The following is a 24,576-nucleotide window of genomic DNA, read 5'->3' as shown; positions in this document are numbered from 1 at the left end:
CGGCCCGCTCCGGGATGTCACAGCACTTTTCGGACGGATCAAGGGCAGGGTGGGAGCATGACGACGCGGAAGCAGCCCTCTCCCACCCTGACCACGCTCACCGTGGTCGTGCTGACCGTCGTGGCATGGTGGATCTTCCTGGGCCGGGACACCGTCCAGGACGTCGATCCCGCGACCGGGAACGTCACCGGCCCCTACGAGGCGCCCCAGGTGATCGCGTGCGTGCTCGCGCTGATCGCCCTGGTGGTGGTCGGCACGCTGGCCGCCCCCGCGTGGGTCGCGGTGCTCGCGGTGGCCGTGCCGTTCACGGTGGCGTGGAGCATCCAGGCGGGCGCGACCGACGACAGCGGGCTCTGGGCCGTCGGCGCCCTGCTCGTGCTGCTGGGCACCCTCGCCGGCGGCGCCGTCGTCGCCGTGCTCACCCGGCTCGTGGAGCGCCGTCGGGCGGCGCGGAGCACGACGCCGTAGCCCGGCCCTACCCGGTCCGCGCCCGCGCGTACCCCGCCGCGAGCAGGACGCCGGCCACGGCGAAGCCCGCCCACGCCCAGCCCGGGCCGGCGAGCGGCCCGGCCAGCAGCGCCCCGACCAGGGACGATCCGACGACGCCGCCCAGCGCGAGCGCGAGCCCGTTGACGCCGAACCGGGTAGCGACGGACCCCGCCGGCGCCCCCGCGGCGACCATCGCGCTCATCGCCGGCTGGAACACCATCTGCCCGAGCGTGAACACCGTCATCCCCGCGACCAGGGACCCGAGCCCCGGGCCGCCGCCGAGCAGGGCGATCCCCGCGCCCATCGTCCCGGTGCCGAGCGCCAGCACCACGGGCAGGCGGAACCTCGCCTGGAGCCACCGGGTGACCGGCACGGTCGTGGCGAGCACGAGCACGGCCGCCGCCGCGTACGCCGCCCCGACGCCGACGCTGCTGCCGAGCGCGCTCTCCAGCCGCAGCGGCACCACGAGCTGGAGCTGGGTGAAGATCGCCCACGACCCCGCGTTGAGCAGCAGCAGGACGACGAGCCCGCGGCGCGCGTCGCGCCTGGCTCCTCGGTCAGGGCGGGCGGGAGCGTCTTCTGCCGTCGCCGCCGGGCCCGGTTCCACCGCCCGCCCGAGCCCCCACCACGTGAGCGGCGCGGCGGCGAGGAACAGCGCCGCCGCCACGGCGCACACCACGTCGAACCCGGCGGTGACCAGCAGCCCGCCGAGCAGCGGGCCCACGACGAACCCGGCGTTGCTCAGCGCCTCCCGGCGGGCGAAGACGTCCGGCCGCGCGCTGCCGAGCCGGGCGTACGCCGCGTAGCTCGCCGGGTGGAAGAGCGCGCCGCCGAGCCCGATGGCGAGCCCGGCCGCGCCGACCGCGACCGGCGTCGTCGCGAGGGCCAGCGCGCCGAAGCCAGCAGCCCGCACGAGCACGCCGGCCACGATGGTGCGCCGCACGCCCCACCGGTCGGCCAGCATCCCGGCGGGGAGCTGCAGCCCCTGCTGCGCGGCGGCGCGGATCCCCGCGAGCAGGCCCACCAGCGCGAGCCCGAAGCCGAGCCGTCCGGAGAGGTGGACGGCGAGCAGCGGGACCAGCAGGTAGAAGCCCGTGGCCATGACGAACGTGTTGACGTACAGGGCCACCAGCACGCGCGGCGCGGCGGACGGCGACCCGGCGGAGGAGGTCACCGGGGGCCGAGCACCTCCGCGAGCGCCGCGAGCTTGCGGGGCGTGTCGTACGCGCCGCCGCCCTCGTGCTCGTTGTAGGGGAACACCTCGATCTGCGCGGGTCCGCCGTACCGGTGGTAGGCCGCGAAGACGGTGGACGGCGGGCAGATCTTGTCCATGAGCGCCACGGAGAACCAGCCGGGGCAGCGGGCGCGGGCGGCGAAGTTCGTGGCGTCGAAGTAGGAGAGCGTGCGCATCGCCGTCTCGATCTCGAACCGGTGGCCCTTGAGCCAGCGCGCGATCTCGGAGTAGGGGCCGAGGTCGGTGATCTGGGAGGCGCGCCGGTAGTGGCTCAGGAACGGCACGTCCGCGATCATCCCGGCCAGGTCGTCGCGCAGTCCGGCGACGGCGAGGGCGAGGCCGCCGCCCTGGCTGCCGCCGAGCACGGCGACCCGCTCGGGGTCCACGTCGGGGAGCTGCCTGGCGGCGTCCACGGCCCGGACGGCGTCGGTGATCAGGCGGCGGTAGTAGTGCTTGGCGGGGTCCTCGATGCCGCGCGTGAGGAACCCGGGCGACGAGGACCCGTGCCCGTCGGGCGCGACGTCGGGGGTGTCCGCCGTCGTCTTGCCGCCGCCGCCCTGCCCGCGGTTGTCCATGACCAGGTGCGCGTACCCGGCGGCGCTCCAGGTGAGCCACTCCCACGGGACGCCGCGCCCGCCGTTGTACCCGATGTACTGCACGACGGCGGGCAGCGGCCCGGTGCGCCGGCGCGGCAGCAGCAGCCACGCCTTGACGGGCTGCCCCGCCCACCCGGAGAAGGTCACGTCGTGCACCTCGACGGTCGCCAGCCCGGCGTCGTACGGCACGGTGACGGGCTCGGTCGCGACGGCCGCGGCGGCGTCGAGCGTCTGCTTCCAGAACGCGTCGAAGTCCGCCGGTTCCTCGGGCTGCGGGTGGTAGGCGCGCAGCTCGTCGAGCGGCTTGTCGAAGAGGGCCATGGATCTCCTCCGGGTGGGGTGGGGTAGGTCGAGCGGTCAGGTGGTCAGAGGTCCGCGAGCGGCCCGACGTCGGATGCCGTCAGGGGGTGCCGCAGCACGGGTGCGGTCGACACCTCGTCCGCCCCGACGTCGGGGCGCTGGTCGCGCGGCTGCCCGTCCAGGTCGTCGACGACGAAGGAGTACGTACCCACGGCGGCGTCGACGGCGGGGCCCTGGCGCAGCCGCCAGAGGCCGCCCGACCGGACCAGGAGCGGGTCCGCGACCCGGATCTGGCCGGGCTGGGCCGCGATGCCGAGGGTCGCGCTGCCCTGCGGGTAGGCGATGTTGCCGGCGAGGGTCAGTCCGTCGGTCGCCTTGTGCTCGGCGAACAGCCGCCCGGTGGAGCCGACCACCACGTTGTTCGCGAGGGTCACGTCGGCGGGCGGGTAGACGTAGTTGGCGCCGAGCTCGACGTTCGACACGTTGTCGACGAACGTGTTGTGCACGATCGTCGCCCGGTGCACGCGCCAGTGCCCCGAGGTGGAGCCCGACCCGTCCACGTCCCCGCCGTCGACCTGGAGCGCCGCCGTGTAGCCGGAGCCCGCGAGCCCCTCGAAGTAGTTGTCGTGCACGCGCTGGTCGTCGCCGTAGAGGCGCACCCCGCCCGTGCCGGCCTTGCCCCCGCCGAGGAACACGTTGCCGTGGATGGCGTTGCGGTCCCCGCGGCGGGCGACGACGGAGCCGGCCGAGGTGCGGAACGTGTTGTACCGGACGGTGTTGTCGTCGCTCTTCAGCGAGACGATCTCCGGGTCGGAGTCGCAGTTCTCGAACAGGTTGTGCTCCACGACCGCGAACGAGCTGGAGTCCGACAGCGCGGAGACGCCGAGGCGGATCGCCTCGCCGCCGTTGACGGGCTGGGCCGGGCTGTCCGCGAAGTAGTTGTGGTCGATCCGGTCGTGCTGCGAGATCTGGGTCGCGCCGCCGTAGACGGTGACGTAGTTGCCCAGCACGGTCTTGCCCGCGAACGCGTTGTGGTCGACGCGGTGGTGGCCGCTGCCCTCCCCCGCGATCGACACCCAGTGCCGCGCGGAGGCGGGGTCGGCCGGGGGCACGAACGCGAGCCGGAAGTCGTTCCGGGTCAGGCGCACGTTCGTGGACGCCTCGATCTTGAGCGTCGCGGCGTTGCGCCAGGCCAGTCCGCGCACCACGACGTGGTGCGACCGCGTGACCTCGAGCTGGCCGCCGGTGACGACGGCGCCGCCGAGCGTGGCGCCCTCGATCACGACCGGGTGCTCCTCGGTGCCGGCCTTGTCGGCCAGCTTGACCATCGAGTACTCGCCGTCGGCGAGCACGATGCGGTTGCCCGCGACGGCGCCGGCGAACGCGGCCGCCAGCTCCGCGCTGGTGCTCACCCGGACGGTGCGCAGCGGGGCGGGGTCGGCGGCGGCACGGGCGGCGGTCTCCAGGCCCGGCGCGACGGCGGCCGACGCCGGGCCGGCGGTGACCGGGCCCGCGGTGAACGGGCCCGCGGTGACCGGGCCCGCGCCCGCGGGCGCCGCGACGGCGGCGGACGCGAGCGCGAGGCCGAGGGCCGTGGTGACGGCGGCACGGCGGGCCCACGAGCGGGATCGAACGGAGTGCAGGTTCATGGTGCTACCTCCTGGATCGACGGACTGGATCGGGCTGGAACGGAGTGCTTCGGACGGGGTCGGTGGCGCGGGCAGGTTCAGACGGCGGGCAGGTTCAGACGAACTCCGCACTCACGGTCGCGCCGCGCAGCGTGACGCCGTCGGCGACGAGCCGCCAGCCCGCGCCGCGCCGGGTGACGGTCACGCCCGGGTCGGCACCGACGAGGGTCAGCCCGGGCACCTCCAGGTCGAGCACGACCTGCTCCCGGGTCTGTGTCGGGTCGCTCAGCGCGACGCGGGTGGGCCGCTGCCCGCCGGCGGGCGGCTCGGTGTGCAGGACGACGGACGCGGCGCCGTCGGCCAGGAGGGCGCCGGCGAGCCCGGCCCGGTGCGCGCCGGAGGCCCCGGGCGCCGCCGCCGCGCCGTCCAGGGTGACCCGGCCCGCGCCCCAGAAGTTCGCCGCGACCGTGCCGCCGAGCGCGACGGCGTGCGCCGCGGCGTCCTGCGCGAGCACTCGCAGCCCGTCCGCCGTCCCGCACGCCGCGGAGAAGAGGCGCGTCTCCTCCGGGGACGCCGCGGGCAGCAGCACATAGGCGTAGGTGGCGTCGGCGGGCGCGGCGCCGTGGTCGAGCCAGGCGGTCAGGTACGGGCGGGTCACGGGGGTGTCGGTGCCGTACTTGACGTTGATCTCGCGCCAGGTGTGAGTGCGGTCCTCACGCAGCGCGCGCAGGGTGGCGCCGTCGGGGAAGACGTAGCCGGACGTCCCAGCGAGGTGGCACCAGCGCACGTCGTCCAGGGTCGCGGACCAGCCGGGGGTGACGTGCTGGTCCACGCCGTCGACCACGAGGGCGGCGCCGGCGCGCAGCTTACGGTTCTCCACCACGGTCTCGGCGCCCGCGGCGCCCGGCGCCGTGATGCCGGAGCCGAGGCAGACCACGACGTCGTCGAGCAGGAACCAGCTCTTGTACGCCCGCAGGTCGGAGCCCTGCGCGCGCAGGTCCTGCCCGTAGCTGCCCAGCGTGGTGCCGGGCAGGGTCGCGCCGCCCACCCAGGTCGCGTCGTTCGTGGCCCGGTGGTCCGACCCGTCGGCGCGACGCACGGTGTCCACGGTGGTGCCGGGCAGGCGGTACGGGTCCACGGTCGGCCAGTAGTCCTCGCTGTAGTGCCCCAGGTCGTCCGTGTACAGCAGCACCATGCCGTCGGACAGGTGCCAGCCGTGCAGGTTCTCGTTCTGGATCGACTCGTAGTTGTACACGCGGGCGGAGTACGCGCTGACGCTGACCGCGAAGCCGGGGCGGTGGTGCACCACCTTGTCCATGGCCGGGTACTGGTGCTGCGCGACGAGCGGCCCGCGCGGCGTCGGCCCCGCGGCCAGCAGCGCCTTGGCTGCGACGACGGACGCGGGCGTGGTCCCCGCGAGGAAGTCGCGGTAGGTGTCCTCGGCGATCCACTGCGCGACCAGGGCCGTCAGGGTAGCGGCGTGCGCCGCCGGGGCGGACGGGATGAGCCGCAGCGTGCCCTCGACCACCGTCTGCGCCGAGGCGTGGCCCTGCTTGCTCGGGCGCGCGATCTCCCGCCCGCACACCGAGGCGACGACGTCGCCACGCACCATGAGCGGGTCGAACCCGTCGGTCACCCACGCGTAGACGTTGGCCAGGGCCGGGTCGGTGACCTGCCACGGCGAGTCGCCCAGCAGGTGCAGCAGCGAGGACAGGGTGCCGAGCAGCTCCTTGCCGTAGCCGCCGTTGTACGGGTGCTTCCAGTGCTGCAGGAACGAGCCGTCCCGGAAGAAGCCCTCCCCCGTGCCCGCCGCGGCGGCCGTGTCGTCCACGAAGGCGAGCACGCTGTTGGCGCCCCCGCCCTCGACGTCGCTCAGGGCGTCGCGGACCCGGAGCAGGGCGGCGCCGTCGCCGTCGAGCGCGGCGCGGACGGCGACCACGGTGGCGATCCACACCCGGTTGGCGCCCGTGGCGATCTGCCGGTCGGCCCGCCACAGGTTCGGGTCGGGCGTGTAGTGGTGGACGGCGGCCGTGGAGCGCGCGAGGTCGGCGCCGAGGTGCTCGCGCAGCACCACGAGGGTGTCGACCAGGGCCGAGGCGGAGCCGATCTCCCAGTCCCAGTCGTTGTCGAAGCGCGGCAGGCCGGGGCCGTAGATGTTGTCGTGCATCCAGCCGAGGCCGTCCGCCACCGCCTCCGCGACCGCCGGGTCGCCCGCGACCGAGGTGCCGGGCGTCGCCCAGGCCACCGCGATCGAGCGCAGCCGCTTGAAGGTCGTGGTCACATTGGTGGACCGGGTCCGGTCGGCGAGGTCGGCCCACAGGGCCGTGCGCCCCGCGGACCGGTCGAGCGTGGTCAGCACGGTGGTCGCCGCCCGGTCCACGCGCCGGACGGCGGCCGCCACGTGGGCGTCGGCGAGGTCCAGCCCCGGGCCGCCGGTCTGCAGCACAGCCCAGCGCTCGACCAGCTCCGTGGTCGTGGCCGCGGGCAGCGCGCGGGCGGGCAGGGCGGCATATGGCGCCAGGGCGGCCACGCCCGCGAGCGCGCCCAGGCCGAAGAGCACGGTGCGCCGGGTCGGGCCGGAGCCCTCGGGTGCGGTGTCGTTGTCCATCACGGTCCCTCTCGTCGTTGAGCTGGTTCGTCGTCGAGGCAGTGCGGTGGTGCTGTGGTGCGGTGCGGTGCGGTGCATCGGCCGCGCGCGGGCGCGCGGCACCCGCCCGTCGCGGGGACGGGCGGAGTCGGGGTGGGTCAGCCCAGCAGCGTGCGACGGTCGATCGCCGCCGCCAGCGCCGCCGCGCCGGCGGGGCTCGGGTGCAGGCCGTCGCCGCTGTCGTACGCGGGCAGCAGCCGGGCCGGGTGCGCGGGGTCGGCGAGCGCGGCGGCGAGGTCGGCCACGGCGTCGAACGCCCCGGCGTCGGACCGCCCGCTGTGCCCGCCCGCGTCGCCTGCCCCGGCGAGCAGTGCGGCGTTGACGTACCGCCGCTCGTCCTCCAGGGCCGGCGTCCAGCGCTGCCAGCCGCCGAAGGGCGTGATCGTGGTGCCGACCACGCGCAGGCCCCGGTCGCGGGCGCGCAGCACGAGCTGCCGGTACCCGGCGAGGATCACCTCGGGGTCGGTCTGGCTGGGCGGCTGCTGCAGGTCGTTGACGCCGAGCACCACGAGCAGCGTGTCCACGCCGGGCAGCGCCAGCGCGTCCCGGTCGAGGCGCGCCTGGCCGCTCGGCCCGAAGCGCTCGTCGTCGAGCAGCACCCGGTTGCCGCTGATGCCCAGGTTCGCGACACCGACCGGCCCACCCCGCTCCGCGAGTCGCAGTGCGAGGTGGTCGGTGAGCCGCTGGTCGGCGTCGTCGGGCGTGCCGACGCCCTCGGTGATCGAGTCGCCCAGCACGGCGACGCCGGGAACACCCGGGCGCTCGACGTCGACGCCGCACAGGAGCACCGCCGACCGGGTCGTGACCGCGCCCTGCGCGGCGAAGGCGTCGCCCGCGTCCGCCGTCCGGTCCCCCGCGGCGACGTAGCCGGTCGCGTGGACGTTGCGATGAAAGCTCAGGCTCCCCGTCGGCCCGGGCAGGTGCAGGCTGACCACGAGGTCGCCGCGATCGGGCACGGCGAGGGTCACGGGGTCGCTGACGAGCGTCGCGCCGGCAGCGAGGAGGCCGCCGCTCGCGCCGCCGAAGGTCACGGGGGTCACGGTCGCCGGGTCGACGCCCGGCCCGGCCCCGGCGAGCCCGGGGGCGCGGCGGGCCACGGTCACCGCGCCCACCAGCGTGGGCCGGTCCGAGAAGGTCCCCGCGAGGCGGACCCGCAGTCGCCCCGGCCGGGCCGCGTCGGCTGCTCCGCCCGGCGCCGTCCCCGCGCTGAGGCGCAGCACGTGCCGGACGGTCCGGTCGGTCACGCCGGCCTGGACGAGGGGGTCGGTCGCCGTCGGACGAGTGTGGGCGGTGGCCCATGACGGCACCCAGGCGGCGCGGCGGCTGCCCGCTCCCGACGCCGGTCCGGCGTACGGCAGGGGGCGCGGGCCGGCGACGGCGGGGCCGGCCAGAGCGGAGCCGGCCAGCAGGGCGCCGGTCGAGGCAAGGGCTCCCGTGAGCAGGGTGCGGCGGGCGAGCGGGGCGGTGCCGGTCATGCGTCCTCCGTACGGTCGGGAACCACGGCCTGGTCAGGAGCCACGGTCTGGTCGAGGATCACGAGCCCCACCAGCACGGGCACGCTCGCGGACAGCAGCAGCGGTCCGGCCGGGATCACCAGGGAGAAGACCGGCGTCGCGACGACGGCGCCCAGCAGCGCCGTCCCCCGCGCCACCGAGCCGAACGCCAGCCACAGCGCGTCCCCGACCCAGCCGCGCGCGGTGCCCGCGGGGTCCGCGCCCGCCACGACGGCGAGGGCCAGGTGGTAGGGCACGGCCACGAGCAGCAGCCCCAGCGCGAGCAGCACGAGGACGACGGCGGCGGGGCCGGTCCGCCCGGTGAGGAAGACGACGTCGACCACCAGCAGGGCCAGCCCGGCGGTCGAGGCGACCGCGTGGCCCAGCAGCGGCCGCAGGTACGTGCCGAAGGCCCGGAAGACGCCGGTGAACGTGCGGGTCTCGCCCTCGGTCCGCCAGGCGCGCAGCGCGTGCGCCGTCGCCGCGAGCGCGGGGAGCCAGGTGACCACCCCGACGCACAGGACGGCGAACGCCGCGCCCGCGAGCACGGGGTGCGCGAGCCACTCCAGCCAGCCGACGAGCGTGCGGGACCACTGGCGGGAGCCGTCGGGGCGCACCTGCGCCGGGGCGGCGGCGGTCATGTGTCCGCCCCGAGCACGCGTGTGACCTCGCCCGCGGCCAGCACGGCCCGGGCCTGGACGCGCACGCCCTCGGCGTCGATCTCGCCCTCCGGACCGGCGAGGTAGGCCCGCTCCCCCGCGCCGAGGTCGACCGCCACCCCGGCGCGGGCCGGCAGCAGCCGCGCCACCGGACCGCTGGCGCCGCCGGCTCCGGTCGCGCGACCGGTGCGGAAGGCGTCGAACGGCTCGATCACGGTCACCGCGAGCAGGTCGCGCGCCGCGGGCGGCGTCACGCGCAGGGTGTGCATCCGGCGCGTGACCACGAGGTCGGGCGTGCTGGAGGTGGGGTTGGCCTCGACGTCCGTGACGACCCGCTCCACCGAGGTCGCGCCCGCCGCACCCGGGGCGTACGTGGTGAGCCACGCTCCAGCGCGGCCGTTGCGCAGCACGTGCCGGACGGCGCCGGCGTCGTCCGGCCCCGGCGCGACCTCCTCGGCCGGGTGGTCGGCGTGGAAGAGCAGCGTCCACGACCGCGGCTGCGCGGCCCGCCCCCGGTCCACCACGACCACGCGCCCCGAGGGCAGCACGGCCACGGTCCGCTCCAGGCTCTCGACCCCGAGCTCCTCCGGGTACATGCGCCCGGTCCGGGCCCGGCCGTGCAGGAACCCACCCTCGGCCAGGACGTCGACCATGTCCGCCGTGCGGGTCGGGGGCGCGTCCGCGTAGACGTGGTACCGGCCCTCCCCCGCGAAACCCTGGCCGTCCACCAGCACGAGGTTGTGGTGGCCCGCGCGCTTGCGGTTCGAGTAGCCCTCGTCGACCAGCAGCCATGCGCCGCGCGAGGCGAGCACGAACGAGCCGGCGTCGGGATGGTGGTGGCCGGCGCTGAGGGTGTCCCACCCGCGCTCGGCGTCGAGGCGGCGCGAGGTCTCCCACGCCGTCCGGCCGCCGCCCGGCGACGACTTGAACGAGAGCAGCGTCGCGTCGTCGCCCCAGGAGGTGCGGTGCACCAGCAGGCCGAGGTCCTCGAACGCGGCCTGCGGCGAGACGGTGGTCGCCGGGTCCACGGGTTCGACGGCGGCGTCGTACCAGAGCAGCTCGGCCCACGCCTCGGGCAGCACGCCCGGGCGGACGCCGCTCTCGTACGCCTCGCGCCAGAAGAACCGGTCGGCGACGGTGTCGGCGAGCCACTGCGCCTCCCCGATCCCGTACCGCGCGGCGAGGATCCGGTAGAGCGCCACGCTGTGCCCGGAGCGCCGGTCGTGGCAGTCGCCGTGGTCCACGATCTCCTCGTAACCGGGCGCGGCCTGGTGCAGCCGGTACCAGAAGGTGTGCGCCAGGAACCGGCAACGGTCCCACCAGTCGACGCCCTCGGCGTGCTGGAGCAGGTCGAGGTAGGTCGCGAGCCACGGCACGCCGTACCGCCAGTAGACGACGCCCTCCATGTCGGAGCCGTCCGCCGGCAGCACGTCGACGACGGTGGCGAACGCGTCCTTGGCCCGCTCCGTCCAGGCGCGCTCGCCGAGCGCGTAGCCCACGGTCGCGAGGCCCGTGTGGCAGATCCAGTGGTGGTTCTGCCAGTACGAGCTGCTCCACCAGGAGCCCTCGTTCGCCACGGCGAAGTCGTACAGCCGCTCGCCCTGGAGGGCGAGCTTGGCGCGCAGCAGCCGGGAACGCTCCGGCCCGAGGTCGTCCCCGAGCCAGGTGTACGCCAGGGACAGCCCGTGCAGCAGCCACCCGGCGTCGAGGTCGTGGTCGGGCAGGTGCGCCCGGCCCCAGTGCTCGAAGGACACGGCCGCCGAGATCCAGCGCCACGCCTCCTCCAGGTAGTGCCGCTGCCCCGTGAGCCGGTAGGCCAGCGCCAGGTTCGCGGCGGCCGGGCCCAGGTAGGTGATGCTCGCGAGCGGGTGCTCCGTCGGCGGCGCGGTGCGCCGGTACAGGTCGCACTGCTCGGCGAGCCGGCGCCACCGGGGCGCCAGGTCGCCGTCGAGCCGGGAGCGCAGGTCGGCGAGGCGTGCGTCGTCGAGCAGGAGCCGGGGCGGCGCGCCCGCTCCTCCCGCCGCGTCGAGCGCGGCCGGGCCCAGGTCCGTGTCAGTCATCGCTCGCCTCCCCGGGCAGCGGGTGCACGTCCACCACGCCGTCGGCGCGCCGCACCCGGATCTCGGTCGCGTCCAGGACCAGCTCGACGCCGTCGGGCACGTCGCCCACGGCAGCACCGGCCCGGTAGACGGACACCCACAGCGCCGACGTCGCGTCGTGCGCCGTCCAGTCGACGTGGGCGCGCTCGCGCTGCGGGTCGTCGGCGGGCCCGGGCCCCGGGCGGACGACGGCCCGCACGGCCACCGGCCCGTCCGTCCCGGCGGCCCGCGCGGCGTGGACGCCGTCGAGCCGCTCCGCGCCGCCCCACGCGGTGCGCACGACGTCGCCGTCGAGCCGCACCTCCAGCGGGACGTCGGGCCGCAGCCCCAGCGTCAGCCGCCGGGGCCGGTCCGCGGTCGCGACCACGACGTCGAGCAGGTAGCCGTCGCCGACCACGAGCCGGCGCAGCGCCCGGACGCCGTCGTACCAGGACGTCGCGTCGCCGCGCACCTCGACGGTGAGCGACCGCTCGTCGCGGTCGAGCAGGCGGCCGGTCGCCTCGGCGGGGTCGCCGTCGTCCACCCGCACGCACGGGTGCGCGGCGGCCGACAGGTAGTGGTCGCGCCACGCGGGGTGCCCGTAGGGCACCTGCCCGGGGTCGGGCTGCCACGGGGTCCCGCGTCCGTAGAGGTGCAGCGCCAGCTTGTCGTGGTGCCCGTGGCCCGCGCCGTGCGGCCCGTGGTCGAGCACGGCGTGGATCCCCGCGGCGCGCACGACGGCGATCCCCACCTCCTCGTCGAGGCTCACGGCCGGGCGGGCCGGGCGGGCGACCGCGAGGGGCGCGCCGGCGAACCAGCCGCCGGGCAGGCTCCGCAGCTCGTCCGCCAGCGGGTCGCCCTCGGCCGTCCCGGGACCGGACGCTTCTCCGCGGGCCCGGGCGGCGACGGCCGCGAGCCCGGCGTCCGCCACGAACCCGTCGGCGAGCGCGCACAGCTCCGTCCACTCCAGCGCGAGGGCCGGGCGGGTGTAGGGGCCGTCGTGGACGGCGGGCAGGATGCCGTCGTCGGTGGCCAGGCCCGCGAGCACGTCGACCATCGCGACGAGCCGGTCCCGGGCCGCGGCCGGCAGGTCGGCCGGGTCGGTCCCGCGCAGGGACAGCAGGTAGGCCCGCAGCACGAAGCCGTGGTAGTACGTGCTGGCCTCCCACTCCCAGCCGCCGCGGGTGGTCGCGGCGAGCGCGTGGGCGAGCTGCCCGTGCTCCCCGGCCAGCCACTCGTCGTCGGCCGGGGACGACGGCGCGGCGGCCTCGACCGCGCCGCCGCCCGCCCGCACCAGGGCCGCGGCCCGCGCGCACACCCGGCCGGCGGCGTTCAGCCAGGCCGTGTAGTTCGACGTGAACCGGCCCTCGCCCACGAGCCGGTCACGGGCCGCGCGCGCCGCCTCGGCGGTCGCGTCGAGCACCGGGAGCACCGGGCGCAGGTCCGCGGCGCGTTCCGGTGCCGACTCGGCGAGCGACCACACGGCGTGCCCGATCGAGACGGACCAGATCGCGTCGGTCAGCGCCTGGTGGAACAGCCGGCCCCGGAGCATCCAGTCCTGCGCCCGCTCGTGCTCGCCGCCGCCGGTGACCTCGGCGTAGACGTCGGCGTACGCCGCGAGCAGCGCGACGGCCTCGGCCCGGTCGGCGTCCGAACCCGTGCGGGCGGCGCGGTGCGCGAGCACCCGGATCCGCCGCGCCCACGCCTGGTGGCTCAGCACCAGCCAGGCGCCGCGCACGGGTTCGGAGTCGACCCGGCAGCCGTGCGGACAGCGCACCCCGCCCGCGGGCGGCACGGGACCCGGGATGCCCTCGTGGGAGAGCTCCGTGCCGTGCGCCGGGCAGACGAAGTTGTGCCACCAGCCGCCGCGCTCGCGCGGCAGCCCGGCGGAGACGGTGTGTTCCGGGGCCAGGGAGGTCATCGCGGCCAGGTCCCGCCGTCGACGTCGAGCGTGGTGCCCGTGATGTACGACGCCTCACGGGAGGCGAGGTACAGCACGGCGGCGGCGACGTCGTCCACGTGCCCGGGCCGGCCCACCGGGGTGCCGGCGACCATCTTCTGCTGGGCCTCGGCGGTGCTGAACGTGCCGTGGAACGCGGTGTCCGCGATGTACCCCGGGGCGACGGCGTTGACCGTGACGCCCTGGGCGCCCAGCTCCTTGGCGAGGCCCTTGACGAAGCCGCGGATGCCCGCCTTCGCCGCCGCGTAGACGACCGACCCGGGGCCGCCGCCGTTGTGCGCCGCGAGCGAGGACATCGCGACGATCCGGGGGCGGTCCGACTCCAGCAGGTGCGGGATGGCCGCCCGGCAGGTGCGGAACGTCGCGCCGAGGTTGACGTCCACGACGGAGGCGTAGTGCTCGTCGCTCATCTCGGCCACCGGCACGCGGCCGATCAGGTGCCCCGCGTTGCAGACCACCACGTCGAGCCCGCCCAGGAACGCCACGGCCTCGGCGACGAGCCGGTCGACGTCCTCGGTCACCGTCACGTCGGCGCGCACCGCCACGGCCTTGCGGCCCAGCGCCTCGATGTCCGCCACGGTCTGCGCGGCCGCGTCGGCCGAGCTCCCGTGGTGCACCACGACGTCGGCCCCCGCGGCCGCCAGGGCCAGGGCGATCCCCCGGCCGATGCCGTGCCCCGCGCCCGTCACGAGCACCCGTACGTCCGTCATGTCCATCGCCATCTGCAGTCCTCTCTCTCCGGCACGCGGCGCCCTGCCGCGTGTCGTCCGGTGCCCCCGTGTCACGTGGTCCCCGGGTGTCACTTGATGCCCGCGTTCGCGAAGCCGCGGACGAAGTACTTCTGGCCGAGCAGGAACAGCACCACCATCGGCAGGGTCGCCAGGGTCGTCCCCGCCATGAGGAAGGCCCACTGGGTGTCGTTCTCCGTGCGGAAGACCGAGAGCCCCACCTGGATGACCCGCATCGAGTCGCTGCGCGTGACCAGCAGCGGCCACAGGAAGTTGTTCCAGGAGCTCTCGAAGGTCAGCAGGGCCACGGTGATGAACGCCGGCTTGACCAGCGGCGTCATGATCCGCGCCCAGATGCCCAGCTCGCTGACGCCGTCCAGGCGCGCCGCCTCCTCCAGCTCCACCGGCAGGTCCAGGTAGAACTGGCGGAACAGGAACACCGCGAACGGCGTCACCGCGCCGGGGACGATCAGCGCCCACCAGGTGTCGAGCCAGCCGGTGCCGCCCTGTCCCAGGATGTCGTTGCCCCCGAACAGCGGCATGAACCGCACGATGAGGAACTCCGGGATGATCTTGGTGTAGGTCGGGATCATCAGCGCCGCGACGAAGCCGAGGAACACCAGCTCCGAGCCGCGGAAGCGTAGCCGGGCCAGCGCGTAGCCCGCCATGGAGGCGACCACCAGGTTGATCGCCGTGTGGCTCACGGCGATGACCAGGCTGTTGCGCGCGTACGTCAGGAACGGCGCGGCCGCGAGCGCCTCCGTGTAGTTGCCCCACGCCCACTGCGTGGGCAGGATCGCCGGCGGGTTCGCCGCGATGTCCTGGGGCGTCTTGAGCGAGGTGAGGATCATCCACACGAAGGGCACCACCATCACCACGGCGATGACGGTCAGCGCCACGTAGAGGGCGCCTCGTTCGAGCCGGCGTCGGGCCGCCGGGGTGCGGCCGAGGCCGCCGCTGGTGCGGGCGCTGCCGCGGGTGGTGCGCGGCGGGGCCGCGGCGAGATCAGTGCCGGCCACTGTCGCCTCCGTTGAGCCGTCGGTTGGCGAGGGTCAGGACCAGCAGGAACACGAACAGGACGATCGACTGGGCGCACGCGTAGCCGACGCGGAACTCCCGGAAGGCCGACTTGTAGATCTCGTACGTCATCATCGTGGTCGTGTTGGCCGGTCCGCCGTCGGTGAGGATGTAGATGAGGTCGAACGCCTGGAAGGCGGAGATGACCGAGGTGACGAAGACGAAGAACGTGGCGGGCCGCAGCAGCGGCAGCGTGAGGCTGAAGAACTGGCGGGTGCGGGAGGCGCCGTCGACCGATGCCGCCTCGTAGACGTCCTTGGGCAGGGACTGGAGGGCAGCCAGGTAGATGAGCATCTTGAGGCCGATGCCCTGCCAGATGCCGACGGTGATGACCGCGGGCATCGCCCAGGTGGTGGACGACAGCCAGTTCTGCGCGGGCAGCCCGAAGAAGCTGAGCACCGCGTTGAGCAGGCCGCTGCGCGGGTCGTAGATCCAGAGCCAGACGAGCGCGACGGCGATGGTGGCGGTGACCTGCGGGATGAACACCGCGGTGCGGAACAGCGCCCGTGCCCGCAGCTGCGTGTCGAGCATGAGGGCGATGAGCAGGGCGATCGCCATCGCGACCGGCACGGTGAAGAACGCGTAGACCAGGGTGTTGAGCATGCCCCGGCGGAAGACCGGGTCGCCGAACGCGTCCAGGTAGTTCTGGACACCGATGAACCGGGGCTGCGTGAGCACGTCGTAGGACGTGAACGACAGCACGAACGCGGCGATCACGGGGATGCCGATCCAGATCAGGGCGTGCAGGAACGCGGGTGCCACCATGAGCATCCCGGCGCGACGGCGGGCCGCCCCCGCTCGTCCGCGCCGGGGCGCGGACGAGCGGGGCGGGGCGGAGGGCTGCGCGCTCACGGCGCGCGGCGCGGAGACAACGGCCACGACGGACCCCTCTTCCTCGAGTGGACGGACCGGGTCACAGGCGGGCGATCGCGTCGTCGGCGATGCCCGCGAGCTGGGCGATGGCCTGCTCGGCGGTCTGCTGGCCGACGACGGCGGTCTCGAGGGTGGGCTTGATCTTCTCCCGGATCTCCATCCAGGCCGGCGTGCCGCCCTCGGACCGCGCCTTGCCGAGGTTCTCCAGCGCGAACGCGACCATCGGGTTGCCCTTGACGTAGTCGCTGTCCCGGAGGTCGGAGATCGCGGGGACGGAGCCGCGCTGCTCGGAGGCGACCAGCACGGCGTCGGGCGAGCCGAGGAACTCCACGAGCGCCCGCGCGGCGGCCGGGTTCTTGGAGCTGGCCGACTGCGAGATCATCGTGCCGCCCTGGAGCATCGCCGGGGCGGTGTTCCCGAGCACGAAGGTGCCGACCTTGTCGACCAGCTCCGGGTTCTGCTGCTGGAGCTGCACGTACAGCGAGTTGTTGGTCATCATGATCGCCGAGGTGCCCTGCTGCAGGGTGGTCGGCTGGCCCGCCTCGGTCGTGAGGGCGAAGTCGGCCGAGCCGTCCGCCACCATGTCGAGGAAGAGCTGCAGGGCCGCGATGCCCTCCGGGCTGTCGAACAGCACCTCGCGCCCGTCGGCGGAGAACAGCTCGCCGGAGTTGCCGAACAGGAACGTCTCCCAGCACTGGCGCAGGTCGATCGAGAACGGGTCGAACCCGGCGCGCTGGAGTGTCCCGTCCTTGTCCCGGACGGTGAGCTCCTTGGCGATCTCGCGCAGCTCGGCCCAGTCCTTGGGCGGGGCGGTGATCCCGGCCTCCTCGAAGAAGTCCTTGCGGTAGGCCACGATGCGCGTGTCCAGCACCATGGGCAGCGCGTAGAGCTTGCCGTCGAACCGCGACGGCTCCAGCACGCGCTCCTCGTAGGTGTAGCGCGTGGCCAGCGACTCGGGCAGGGGCGCGATCGCGTTCTTGTACGCGAAGGGCGGGATCCAGCCGACGCCGAGCGTGACGACGTCGGGCATGAGGCCGCTCGCCAGGCCGGTCGTGATCTTCTCGTTGAGGGAGCCGTAGTCCGTGTAGTCGACGGTGACGTTGACGTCCGGGTACTTCTCGTTGAACTGCTTGAGGAGCTTGCCCTCGAGCGTCTCCTTGCCCGTGGCGCCCTCGAACAGCGCGCACAGGAAGGTGATGTCGCCCTCCGCGGGCCCCGTGACGTCGGCGGCGGGTGCGCCGCTCCCGCTCGTCGTGGCGCAACCCGCCATGACGGTCGCGGTCCCGAGGCCCATGGCCGTGAGGAAGCTGCGACGGCTGAGTTCCATGACTTGCCCTTTCGATCGGCACTGATCTCCACGCAGGGCGGGAGTCTGCTGTGACTCCCGGTGTAACGATGCACTGACGATAGGGGGCCATCAGGCAGGGGTCAAGTGTCCGTTTATGGACTATGCTCGGGTCTGTTCAGTCCATCGATGCACTGGCTGATGGGCCTGAATCCCGATCCGGAGGGGGCCGCACGCGCACATGGCTGGAGTCACGATCCTTGACGTCGCACGAGCGGCGGGGGTGTCCACGAGCACGGTCTCGAACCTGCTCAACGGCCGGACCGACCGGATGCTGCCCGAGACGCGGCACCGCGTGGAGTCCACCATCCGCAAGCTCGGCTACCGGCCCAACCGGGCCGCGCGCCAGCTGCGGACGGGCAAGCCGCAGGTCATCGGCCTGGTGGTGCCGTCGGTCGGCAACCCCTACTGGGGCACGCTCGCGCGCCACGTCGAGGCGGCTGCGCTGACCCAGGGCTACCACGTGCTGCTCTGCAACTCCGAGCGAGATCCTGAGCGGGAGCGCCAGTACGTCGACGAGCTCGTCTCCGACGGCATCCGCGGCATCGTCCTGTGCTCGTCCCTGCCCTCGCTGGAGCACGTCGCGAGCCTGCTGGACGACGGCCTGCGGCTGGTCGCCTTCGACCGCACCGCCCAGGCCGACGACCCGGCGGGGCTGATCAACGTGAGCGTCGACAACACGATCGGCGCCGAGCTCATGGGCGACCACCTCGTCACGCTCGGTCACCGGCGGATCGCGTTCGTCTCGGGGTCCATCCGGTCGATCAACCGCACCGAGCGGTTCCAGGGCTTCCTGCGCGCGCTGGAGCGCGCGGGCATCGCGCGGCCCGACGTCGTCACCTGGCCCGGCAGCATCGTGGACAGCACCTTCGGCGACGTCGAGGCCGCCGAGCTGGGCCGGGTGGCCACCACCGAGCTGCTCGCCGGCCCGAATCCCCCCACGGCGATCTTCGCCGTCAACGACATGACCGCGATCGGCGTGTGCCGCGCCGTGCGCGACGCCGGGCTGGAGGTGGGCCGGGACGTCTCGGTCGCGGGCTTCGACGACATCGTGCTCGCCGAGCTGTACTCGCCGGCCCTGACGACGGTGCGGCAGCCGATGAAGGAGATGGCCGCCGCCGCGTTCCGCGCCCTGCACGAGCCGGAGGACGACGACGTGTCCAGCCGGGGCAGCTCGCTGCTCTTCCGGCCCGAGCTCGTGGTGCGGGACTCGACGGCGCCGGCGGCGTCCTGACCGCGACGTCCTGACCCGGCGCGGGCCGCCCCGCGTCAGGTGGCGTAGACCGCGATCTCGGTCGCCTTGACCACGAACCAGGCCACCGCGCCCGGGGCGAGGTCGAGCTCGGCGGCCGCCTGGGGCGTGACGTCGGCGCTGAGCTCGTCGGTGCGCACCCGGACCCGGCCGGCCTGCGGCTCCAGGTGGGTGATCGTCACCCGGAGCGCGTTGCGCGGGCTGCCGCCCGGGTCGCCGAGGAAGACGGACACCGCACTGGGCGGGAACACCGCTACCGCGGCGTCCCCCGGACGGGGCGCGGGCCCGTCGGGCCGCCCCTCGATCCGCAGGCCCGCCGGGGTGAGCACGGCGCCGTCCCGCCAGGTGCCGGTGATCATGTTCAGCCCGGCGATCTGGGCGGTGAACCGGCTGCGGGGCTGGCCGAGTACCTGGGCCGTCTCCCCCTGGTCGACGATCCGGCCGCCCTCGATGACGGCGACCTCGTCGGCGAGCAGGAGGGCGTCCAGGGCGTCGTGCGTGACCAGCAGGACGGTGCGGTCGGCCAGCACCCGGCGCAGGGTCTGGCGCAGGGCCGGGGTCACGGCGACGTCGAGGGCGGCCATCGGCTCGTCCAGGAGCAGCAGCCGGGGGTCGGCGGCCAGCGCCCGGGCCACGGCCGCGCGCTGCGCCTGCCCGCCGGAGACCCGGGCGGGACGCCGGTCGGCCAGCTCGGCGATCCCGACCTCGCCCAGCCAGTGGCGGGCGACGGTCCGGGACCCGGCCCGCCCCGCGCCGCGGCTGCGCGGTCCGAACGCGACGTTGTCCAGCAGGCTCAGGTGCGGGAACAGCAGGGGCTCCTGCGCCAGCAGCGAGACCTGCCGGTCGTGCGGGGCGACCAGGACGTCCCGTTCGTCGCGACCGGTGACGGTCAGGGGGCGCCCGTCCAGCACGACCCGGCCGCTGTCGGGGCGCAGCAGCCCGGCGGCCACGGCCAGGGCGGTGGACTTCCCGGCGCCGTTCGGGCCCAGCAGCGCGAGGGTCCGGCCGGGGGCGATGTCGAAGGCGAGGTCGACGCCCCGGTCGGCCACGGCGGCGTCGAAATGGAACGTCACAGGCTGCTCCTGCCCTGCCGGGCGAAGCCGATGACCAGGATCGCGACCACCACCAGCACCAGGGACAAGGCCACGGCGGCCTGCGCGTCCGTCTCCCGGCGCAGGTAGATCTCCAGCGGGAGGGTGCGGGTGACGCCCTGCAGGCTCCCGGCGAACGTGATGGTGGCGCCGAACTCCCCCAGCGACCGGGCGAACGCCAGCACGGCGCCCGAGACCAGGCCGGGCAGCACGAGCGGCAGCGTGACGCGCCGGAACACGGTGGTCGGGCGGGCGCCCAGGGTGGCGGCCACGACCTCGTACCTCTGGCCGGCGGTGCGCAGCGCGCCCTCCAGGCTGACCACGAGGAACGGCAGGGCGACGAACGTCTGCGCCAGCACCACGGCGGTGGTGGAGAACGCGATCTGGAGGCCGAGCACCTCGAACGTCTCCCCGAGCAGCCCGCGCCGTCCGAACGTGTACAGCAGGGCGATGCCGCCGACCACGGGCGGCAGCACCAGGGGCAGCAGCACCAGGGAGCGCAGCACGCCCTGCCCGCGAAAGCTGGTGCGGGCCAGGACCAGCGCCATGGGGACGCCGAACACGACGCACAGCAGGGTGCTGGTGCCGGACGTGCGCAGGCTCAGCAGCAGCGCCTCGGTGGCGGCCGGCGACACGAGCAGCTCGAGGAACCGGCTCCACGGCGTGCGCAGCACGATCGCCGCGAGCGGGAGCAGCACGAAGGCCGCTCCCGCCACAGCGGGGACGAAGATCCAGGCCGGGACGCCGACCCGGCCGGGCGAGGCGGCCATTTCAGGGAGCCGGCGCGAACCCGGCGTCCCGCAGGACCGCCTGCCCGCCCTCGGCGAGGACGAGGTCGACGAACTCCTGGGCCAGGTCCGCGTGCGCGCTGTCGGCGACCGGCGCGATCGGGTACACGTTCACCGCGGCGTCGGCCTCGGGGAGCTCGATGCCCTCCACGTCGTCGCCGGCGCCGATCACGTCGGTCACGTACACCAGCCCGGCGTCGGCCTCACCGGTGGTGACCTTGGCGAGCACGTCGGTGACCGACTGCTCCTCGCTCACCGGGGCGAGCTCCACCCCCGCCGAGTCGGCGACCCTCTGGGTGGCGGCGCCGCACGGCACCTCCGGGGCGCAGATCACCAGGTTGAGGTCCCCGGCCAGGTCGTCGAGGCCCGCGACCCCGGCGGGGTTGCCCGGCGGCACCGCGATCTCCAGCGTGTTGGACGCGAACGCGACCGGCTCCGCGCCTTCCAGCCCGTCCGCCGTCAGCTTCTCCATGTTCGCCTCGTCCGCCGAGGCGAAGACGTCGGCCGGAGCCCCCTCCTGGATCTGGGCCACCAGGTCCGAGGAGCCGGCGAAGCTGAGCTCGACCCGCACGCCCTCGTGCGCCTGCTCGAACTGCTCGCCGATCTGCTCGAACGTCGCGGTCAGCGACGCCGCCGCGTACACGGTCAGGGTCGTCTCCTCGGGGGCGGCGCCGTCCGCCACGTCGGTGCCGCCGGACCCGCCGGACCCGCAGCCGGCCATCGCGGCGGCCAGCACCAGCACCGCGGTCGTGATCGAGAGCGTTCGCCTCATGATTCTCCTTGGGCTGTTTCCACGATCACCGTCGTGGACTTGATGACGGCCACCGCGACCGAGCCCAGCTCCAGGCCCAGGTCACGCACCGCTTCGCTGCTCATGAGGGACACCACGCGGAACGGCCCGCACTGCAGCTCGACCTGGGCCATCACCGCGTCGGTCCGGATGTCGGTGACCAGCCCCACGAACCGGTTGCGCGCCGAGCTCGCGGTACCGCCGGGCGGGCCGGGCAGAGTGGCCTGCTGACGGGCGACCAGGGCCACCTCGTACCCGTCCACGACCTTGCGGCCCGACTCGTCGGTGGTCGCCGTCAGCAGGCCCTTGTCGACCCACCGGCGCACGGTGTCGTCGCTCACCCCGAGGTAGGTGGCGGCATCTCGGATCCTCATGTGCGGCACGATGCCGATCCTAGCGCCGAGAAGTCGGCCCCGACCCATCCTCGGGTCACGATCTGCGGATCTGCCGGCTACCCCTCGGGGGTCCGCGTGCGCTGGTAGTGGCGCCGAGCCTTGAACCGGTTGCCGCAGAGGGCCATCGAGCACCAGCGAGCGGTGTTCGCGTTGCTGCGGTCGAGCAGGAACCGGCAGCACTCGGGATTCGCACAGGGCCGCAGCCGGTCCGGGTAGCGCTCATCGACCGCCACCCAGGCGAGCAGCGCACGCGCCGCGAGCCGCTCCTCCCGGGACGCCTGGAGCTCCCAGCGGACGGCGCCGTCGCGCACCCGCGGACGCACCTCGATCCGTTCGACGTCGGCGGCCAGCGCCTGCGGTCCGGAGCCGTCGCGGACGGCGCGCTCGATCGCGTCCCGGACGTGCCGGAGTGCCGCGGCCTCCTCGGCGGAGCCGCCCCCGTCGCGCGCCGCGGCCCAGTCCGCCGCGGCGAGCGGGTCCGCGAGATCGTCGACCCGCTCGCCGTCCACCACCGGTGTCGTGTTCAGCAGGTCCAGCAGCAGGTCCTCGTCGTCCCGGGTGACCAGATCCATCCCTAACCCCCTTAGTCGGTGTTGACAGGTTAGCACCCGCCCTGGTCTTATAACCAGACAACACCGATCGAGAGGGTTAGCACCATGGTCGCCATCCATCACCGGTTCACCGACGTCGACGGGCACCGGATCTTCTACCGCGAGGCCGGACCGGCGGACGCGCCCACGGTCGTCCTGCTCCACGGCTATCCGACGAGCTCGCACATGTTCCGCGGCCTGATCCCCCAGCTCGCCGAGGAGTACCACGTCGTGGCGCCCGACCACCTCGGCTTCGGGCTCTCGGACGCACCGGGTGTCGACGAGTTCGACTACACCTTCGACGCGCTCGCGCGCATCACGGCCGGGCTGCTCGCGAGCCTGGGCGTCACCCGGTACGCGATCTACGTCCAGGACTACGGCGCGCCGATCGGCTGGCGTCTCGCGCTGGCGGACCCGACCGCGATCACGGCGATCATCAGCCAGAACGGCAACGCCTACGAGGAGGGGTTCGTCGAGAGCTTCTGGACGGACGTGTGGGCCTGGGGGCAGGAGCAGAACGAGCGGACCGAGCCCGGTGTGCGCTTCGCCCTGAGCCGGGAGGCGATCCGGTGGCAGTACCTGCACGGCGTCCCCGACCCCAGCCTGGTGGATCCCGGCACCTGGGAGCACGACCTCGCGCTCGTGTCCCGCCCGGGCAACGACCTGGTCCAGCTCCAGCTCTTCCGCGACTACACCACGAACCGGCCGCTGTACCCCGAGGTGCAGCAGTACTTCCGCGACTCGCAGGTCCCGCTGCTGGCCGTGTGGGGAAGGAACGACGAGATCTTCGGCCCCGCCGGCGCCCAGGCCTTCGCCCGGGACCTGCCCGGCGCGCGGATCGCCCTGCTGGACGGCGGGCACTTCCTGCTCGAGTCGGCCCTCGACGAGACCGCCGCCCTGATCCGCGACTTCCTCGGGACCGCCCTGGCCCGGTGACGCCCGGCCGGGCCGGCATGCGGCGCCGCCGACCACCGCTGCGTCGCCGGAACCGGCCCGCTCTGCCGGGTGGGCTCAGGCCCCCAGGTCGAGCTCCACGGTCACGTACGAGTGGGCGGGCAGGTCGACCTCCAGCGCGGCACCGCGCACCCGTAGCTCGTCGTGATCCCTCGGTACGACCCTCTCGGGGGCGACCGCCGTGTTGTGCGCCGCCAGCTCCGGTGCGGTGAGGATCCGGGCACGGTGACCCGTGATGCCCCGGCCCCGGAGGTCGAGCGTGACCGTGTGCTCGCGCTCGGCGTCGAGGTTCGACAACGAGACCAGGGCGGAGTCCCCGTGGGTGGACGCCGACGACGAGACGAGCGTCAGCGCCCGGCCGTCGGTCTCCCGCTCCGGCGCCTCCTTGAGGTGCACGGCGAGCGCGGCGGCATCGTGGTGACCACGGTTCATCTCGAAGACGTGGTACGTGGGTGTGAGCACGAGCGCGCCCGACTCGGGATCGGTCAGGATCATCGCCTGCAGCACGTTCACCGTCTGCGCGATGTTCGCCATGACGACCCGGTCGGCGTGGCGGTGGAAGGCGTCGAAGTGCACGGAGGCCACCAGGGCGTCGCGCAGCGTGTTCTGCTGGTACAGAAAGCCGGGGTTGGTGCCCGGCTCCACGTCCCACCAGGTACCCCACTCGTCCACGACGAGGCCTACCTTCTTCGCCGGGTCGTACCGGTCCAGCACCGTCGAGTGCCGCGCGACGAGCTCCTCCATCCGCGCGGCGCGGGCCAGGGCGAGGTACCACTCCTCGGTGCTGAACTCCGTCGCGCTGCCCTTCTCGGCCCATGCGCCGGTCCTCGTGTAGTAGTGCAGGGACACCGCCTGGAAGGGTGCCGCCGGCCGGTCGTCCCGGTCCAGCGGTTCGAAGGACCGCATCAGGGTCTCGGTCCAGGAGTAGTCGTCCTCGTTCGCACCGGCGGCGATGCGGTAGACGCGGTTGTCGCCGTGGTCCCGCGTGTACGTGGCGTACTGGCGGGCGAGCGACGCGAACTGCTCGACACGGAGGTTTCCCCCGCAACCCCAGGCCTCGTTCCCCAGTCCCCAGAAGGGGACCCTCCAGGGCTGGTCACGGCCGTTGGCGCGGCGCAGCGTGGCCATGGGCGAGTCGTCCGCCCGCGTCAGGTACTCGACCCAGTCGCTCATCTCGCGCACCGAACCCGAGCCGATGTTGCCGCTGACGTAGGCGTCGGCGCCGAGCAGCTCGCAGAGGTCCATGAACTCGTGGGTGCCGAAGGAGTTGTCCTCGACGACGTCGCCCCAGTGCGAGTTGACCATGCGGGGCCGCTGCTCGCGCGGCCCGATCCCGTCCTGCCAGTGGTAGTCGTCGGCGAAGCACCCGCCGGGCCAGCGCAGGTTCGGGATCCCGATCGCGCGCAGCGCGTCGACGACGTCGCGCCGGATGCCGCGCACGTTCGGGACGTCGGAGTCCTCACCCACCCAGAAGCCGCCGTAGATGCAGCGTCCGAGATGCTCCGCGAAGTGTCCGTAGACATGGCGGGAGATGGTGGGGCCGGGCAGGTCGAGGTCGATGACGGCGGTGATCGTGGCCATGGGTTCTCCTGTTCGCTGGTGGTGACCG

Annotated in this window: 21 protein-coding genes; 3 read left to right on the top strand and 18 right to left on the bottom strand. The window is 74.3% G+C overall.

Annotation, left to right across the window (positions count from 1 at the left end; translation table 11 throughout):
• Positions 1–57: 57 nt before the first annotated feature.
• Positions 58–468 carry a hypothetical protein gene (locus tag ACH45N_RS10775; RefSeq protein ID WP_397393462.1) on the top strand — a complete coding sequence of 137 codons (411 nt, stop codon included), beginning with the start codon at positions 58–60 and terminating at the stop codon, positions 466–468.
• A gap of 7 nt (positions 469–475) precedes the next feature.
• On the opposite strand, the gene ACH45N_RS10770 is transcribed toward ACH45N_RS10775, so the two are convergent.
• The 12 genes from ACH45N_RS10770 to ACH45N_RS10715 all read right to left on the bottom strand — a co-directional run bounded on the left by ACH45N_RS10770 (position 476) and on the right by ACH45N_RS10715 (position 17,089).
• Positions 476–1,663, bottom strand: a complete 1,188-nt coding sequence (locus ACH45N_RS10770; RefSeq protein ID WP_397393460.1) for an MFS transporter — start codon at positions 1,661–1,663, stop codon at positions 476–478.
• Positions 1,660–2,640 carry an acetylxylan esterase gene (locus ACH45N_RS10765; protein WP_397393458.1) on the bottom strand — a complete coding sequence of 327 codons (981 nt, stop codon included), beginning with the start codon at positions 2,638–2,640 and terminating at the stop codon, positions 1,660–1,662. The genes ACH45N_RS10770 and ACH45N_RS10765 overlap by 4 nt, the downstream gene beginning before the upstream one ends.
• A gap of 44 nt (positions 2,641–2,684) precedes the next feature.
• A complete protein-coding gene (locus ACH45N_RS10760; RefSeq protein ID WP_397393456.1) occupies positions 2,685–4,268 on the bottom strand; it encodes a polysaccharide lyase 6 family protein in 1,584 nt (527 codons plus the stop codon).
• Positions 4,269–4,362: 94 nt separating this feature from the next.
• The gene (locus ACH45N_RS10755) at positions 4,363–6,855 is read right to left on the bottom strand and encodes a polysaccharide lyase 8 family protein (protein ID WP_397393454.1); all 2,493 of its coding nucleotides are present in this window, start codon (positions 6,853–6,855) and stop codon (positions 4,363–4,365) included.
• A gap of 137 nt (positions 6,856–6,992) precedes the next feature.
• On the bottom strand, positions 6,993–8,369 hold the full coding sequence (locus tag ACH45N_RS10750; RefSeq protein ID WP_397393452.1) for a GDSL-type esterase/lipase family protein: 1,377 nt from the start codon (positions 8,367–8,369) through the stop codon (positions 6,993–6,995).
• Positions 8,366–9,028: a hypothetical protein gene (locus ACH45N_RS10745; RefSeq protein ID WP_397393450.1), complete on the bottom strand. Its 663-nt coding sequence runs from the start codon at positions 9,026–9,028 to the stop codon at positions 8,366–8,368. The genes ACH45N_RS10750 and ACH45N_RS10745 overlap by 4 nt, the downstream gene beginning before the upstream one ends.
• Positions 9,025–11,106: a heparinase II/III family protein gene (locus tag ACH45N_RS10740; protein ID WP_397393448.1), complete on the bottom strand. Its 2,082-nt coding sequence runs from the start codon at positions 11,104–11,106 to the stop codon at positions 9,025–9,027. The genes ACH45N_RS10745 and ACH45N_RS10740 overlap by 4 nt, the downstream gene beginning before the upstream one ends.
• Positions 11,099–13,045, bottom strand: coding sequence for a heparinase II/III family protein (locus ACH45N_RS10735; protein ID WP_397393446.1), 1,947 nt, complete (start codon positions 13,043–13,045; stop codon positions 11,099–11,101). Before ACH45N_RS10735 ends, ACH45N_RS10740 begins: the two co-directional genes overlap by 8 nt.
• Positions 13,042–13,806, bottom strand: coding sequence for an SDR family NAD(P)-dependent oxidoreductase (locus ACH45N_RS10730; RefSeq protein WP_397393444.1), 765 nt, complete (start codon positions 13,804–13,806; stop codon positions 13,042–13,044). Before ACH45N_RS10730 ends, ACH45N_RS10735 begins: the two co-directional genes overlap by 4 nt.
• 77 nt (positions 13,807–13,883) lie before the next feature.
• Positions 13,884–14,831, bottom strand: a complete 948-nt coding sequence (locus tag ACH45N_RS10725) for a carbohydrate ABC transporter permease (RefSeq protein WP_397393442.1) — start codon at positions 14,829–14,831, stop codon at positions 13,884–13,886.
• A complete protein-coding gene (locus tag ACH45N_RS10720) occupies positions 14,818–15,768 on the bottom strand; it encodes a carbohydrate ABC transporter permease (protein WP_397393440.1) in 951 nt (316 codons plus the stop codon). The genes ACH45N_RS10725 and ACH45N_RS10720 overlap by 14 nt, the downstream gene beginning before the upstream one ends.
• A gap of 34 nt (positions 15,769–15,802) precedes the next feature.
• On the bottom strand, positions 15,803–17,089 hold the full coding sequence (locus tag ACH45N_RS10715; RefSeq protein ID WP_397393438.1) for an ABC transporter substrate-binding protein: 1,287 nt from the start codon (positions 17,087–17,089) through the stop codon (positions 15,803–15,805).
• A 199-nt stretch (positions 17,090–17,288) separates the two neighbouring features.
• Here ACH45N_RS10715 and ACH45N_RS10710 point away from each other — a divergent pair, with 199 nt between their 5' ends.
• On the top strand, positions 17,289–18,341 hold the full coding sequence (locus ACH45N_RS10710; protein WP_397393436.1) for a LacI family DNA-binding transcriptional regulator: 1,053 nt from the start codon (positions 17,289–17,291) through the stop codon (positions 18,339–18,341).
• Between the two features lie 35 nt (positions 18,342–18,376).
• On the opposite strand, the gene ACH45N_RS10705 is transcribed toward ACH45N_RS10710, so the two are convergent.
• The 5 genes from ACH45N_RS10705 to ACH45N_RS10685 form a co-directional block, all read right to left on the bottom strand.
• The gene (locus ACH45N_RS10705) at positions 18,377–19,432 is read right to left on the bottom strand and encodes a sulfate/molybdate ABC transporter ATP-binding protein (protein ID WP_397393434.1); all 1,056 of its coding nucleotides are present in this window, start codon (positions 19,430–19,432) and stop codon (positions 18,377–18,379) included.
• On the bottom strand, positions 19,429–20,220 hold the full coding sequence (locus ACH45N_RS10700; RefSeq protein WP_397393432.1) for an ABC transporter permease: 792 nt from the start codon (positions 20,218–20,220) through the stop codon (positions 19,429–19,431). The genes ACH45N_RS10705 and ACH45N_RS10700 overlap by 4 nt, the downstream gene beginning before the upstream one ends.
• A gap of 1 nt (position 20,221) precedes the next feature.
• Complete coding sequence (modA, locus tag ACH45N_RS10695) at positions 20,222–21,010, bottom strand: molybdate ABC transporter substrate-binding protein (protein ID WP_397393430.1); 789 nt, start codon at positions 21,008–21,010, stop codon at positions 20,222–20,224.
• Positions 21,007–21,411, bottom strand: a complete 405-nt coding sequence (locus ACH45N_RS10690) for a molybdopterin-binding protein (RefSeq protein ID WP_397393428.1) — start codon at positions 21,409–21,411, stop codon at positions 21,007–21,009. Before ACH45N_RS10690 ends, modA begins: the two co-directional genes overlap by 4 nt.
• Before the next feature lie 68 nt (positions 21,412–21,479).
• Positions 21,480–21,995, bottom strand: a complete 516-nt coding sequence (locus ACH45N_RS10685; protein ID WP_397393426.1) for a CGNR zinc finger domain-containing protein — start codon at positions 21,993–21,995, stop codon at positions 21,480–21,482.
• Positions 21,996–22,079: 84 nt separating this feature from the next.
• Between ACH45N_RS10685 and ACH45N_RS10680 the strand changes: the two genes are divergently transcribed.
• A complete protein-coding gene (locus tag ACH45N_RS10680) occupies positions 22,080–22,949 on the top strand; it encodes an alpha/beta fold hydrolase (RefSeq protein WP_397393424.1) in 870 nt (289 codons plus the stop codon).
• Between the two features lie 75 nt (positions 22,950–23,024).
• Here the strand turns inward: ACH45N_RS10680 and ACH45N_RS10675 are convergent, their stop codons facing one another.
• Positions 23,025–24,548 (bottom strand): alpha-N-arabinofuranosidase, encoded by a 1,524-nt coding sequence (locus ACH45N_RS10675; protein WP_397393422.1) that lies wholly within the window; start codon positions 24,546–24,548, stop codon positions 23,025–23,027.
• Positions 24,549–24,576: the final 28 nt, after the last annotated feature.

This window comes from Promicromonospora sp. NPDC019610 (assembly GCF_044389365.1).
In the GTDB taxonomy this organism is placed as follows: domain Bacteria; phylum Actinomycetota; class Actinomycetes; order Actinomycetales; family Cellulomonadaceae; genus Promicromonospora.
Note: the sequence above shows the minus strand (reverse complement) of the source record. Positions and strands in the feature narration are given on the sequence as shown.